We start from the raw sequence: 2049 nt of genomic DNA, 5'->3' as shown, positions 1-2049 counted from the left end.
ATGTACGCCTCCGCGAACCTCTTCAGCCATATTGCCATTCTAGCAAGTATTTTCTCGGCGTATGTGTTCCCTTGGAGTTCCCTGATGGCTTCACTCAACTTGTTTGAACTGAGGATCCCTGCCTTCTTTAAAACGTATAGGAGGAGTGAGCCGTAAATTGCGTATCCCTTATCATCACTCTTTTCAACGCCGAGCTTTTTAGAATAGTCATGGTCCTCGCATATTCTCGTTATTTCCCCGACGTCCTTCACGGACAACGCTGTCTCTAAAGCGTAGGCGCTGCTACGGGCGGCTGCCACGGTGATAACATAGCTCGCCCCGCTCGTAAACAGGTCAGATATCATGTTCCTTGCTCTCGCCCTGAAGCTGCTTTTCACATCTTCACTGCATTTGGTGGTGACTGCCTCGACAGCGTTAAGGGCGAGCTCCATAACTTCCTTCTCGCTTATGCTCAAGGCGACCCACCTAGGCGTCTACGAGGTAAAGCTTTAAGAGGCCCTTGCCTAGGGTTTCGTTGCCTCCAAGCCACAGGACTTTATTTTTCAAGTTGTTGTAGAGCCAGTCGCAGGGTTCGCTGCATTTTTCGTTTTTAAGGAGTGGTCGACAGATCAAAGCTGTGAAAAGTATGGTCTCCTGGGGGATGTATTCCTCTAGCCATGGTCCTTGATCAACGGTTTTTTCATTTTCCTTTAGCCTTACCCTATACTGTATGAACATTCCTCTTCGCACGAGGTCGACTATTAAATCATCCTCAACTAAAACTACACCTCTACTCTTCACGTGAGCTAGTAGCTCCTCTGGCAGGATTTTCTCGAACAAAGATATAGGGAGGTTTTCGTCGATTTTTATATCTTTTACGTCTAGTTCGTTTAATATGGCTAGCTGACCGTCAAGAAGTATATCCTTCCGAGAAGTAGCCGGGGTGCTTATATTCCTCAAATTTTGAAGTAGTTGGGTAGCTTTATCATTTTTCCCCAAGGCTTCAAGGTAAGTTGCCAGGTAGCCGATGAAGTGGGGGCTAGTCGCATACGTCCAGACCCCCTTGAGACTTCTTGTTGGAAACAGGAGTAGCCTCACATCAAGGAAACTTGTTAGAGAGGAGTGCTCGTGTGCCTCTGTGGGGGGTGGTCCCAGCGCGAGCTTGAGGCATGCATTTGATTCTTGAGTCCTCGAAAGCATTGAGCGGACCGCCCCTTTTAAGCTACTGGCCCATATGCAGGGAAAACCGAACTCGTCTCGTTGTACGGGTTGATCGACGAAGTCTAGGGCTCCTTTTGCATAGCCTGGGTGTGTCGGTGTTACGGCTTTAAAAAAGATGAGGCTCTGTTTAAAAGTGGCCCCCATACAATTTATTGTAGAGAGCCTGATCTATTTAAAAATTTCTTACAAAAAGTTTATAGTGTACATTTTCTATTTAATTTGTAATAATTCTAGAGCTAGATTCATGAGATCTGCTCAACATCATGGTCTTCTCGTATGTCGCGGCTTCGAACCAAGGGTCTCGCCATACATTGCATTGTCCTGTCCTTGTCGACGGACATCAAGCGTTCAACTTTCCTAAGGCTTCCCGTGAATGGTTTCCTGGGTTCTCCCGGTTCGGTCACTTGGAGCTAAGGGTAAAACTTAAACCGTTATACATCTGTGTTAAGTTGTGGTAAGCGCGATGACTATCAACGATTGATGAACGTGTGTTTCTGGAGTGGGTTGGGCTCGTTGGGGGATTATCGAGGGATTATCGAGTGTACACTGCTCAAAAACCAATCAAGACAAGGATACTGTTCTTAGAATATATGCCACCAAGTAATTACATTATTAATGTAATTATATCAGGCAATTATTGCATTAGTGGGGAGAGAGCTCTCAAAGGATGCTTATTGTAAAGAACTTGTTTTTAATCCTCTTACAGTCTGGAGGTAGGAGCAAAGACGAGTGAGTTGCCTCAAATGGATCCTCTCTTCTATGCAATGCAACCATTGTGAACATTAGGCTGGCGTGGAGACATTTATGTCGTAAATCTTGTCGTTAATTACTCTACCGATCGAGGCCTTT

General features: G+C 45.6%; 3 protein-coding genes. All 3 read right to left on the bottom strand.

The genetic code is table 11. The features are described 5' to 3' along the window. The coding region (gene cmr5, locus ACP5KC_RS10285) for a type III-B CRISPR module-associated protein Cmr5 (protein ID WP_428287524.1) at window positions 1-455 on the bottom strand (455 nt) is incomplete at its 3' end. 10 nt (window positions 456-465) lie between these two features. Then, window positions 466-1344, bottom strand: a complete 879-nt coding sequence (gene cmr4 / locus ACP5KC_RS10280; protein WP_428287523.1) for a type III-B CRISPR module RAMP protein Cmr4 — start codon at window positions 1342-1344, stop codon at window positions 466-468. A 98-nt stretch (window positions 1345-1442) separates the two neighbouring features. After that, window positions 1443-1604: a hypothetical protein gene (locus ACP5KC_RS10275; protein ID WP_428287522.1), complete on the bottom strand. Its 162-nt coding sequence runs from the start codon at window positions 1602-1604 to the stop codon at window positions 1443-1445. Window positions 1605-2049: the final 445 nt, after the last annotated feature.

Source organism: Infirmifilum sp. (assembly GCF_049970975.1).
GTDB classification, from domain to species: domain Archaea; phylum Thermoproteota; class Thermoprotei; order Thermofilales; family Thermofilaceae; genus Thermofilum; species Thermofilum uzonense.
The sequence above is the reverse complement of the archived record's forward strand: the minus strand, read 5'-3'. Positions and strand labels throughout refer to the sequence as shown.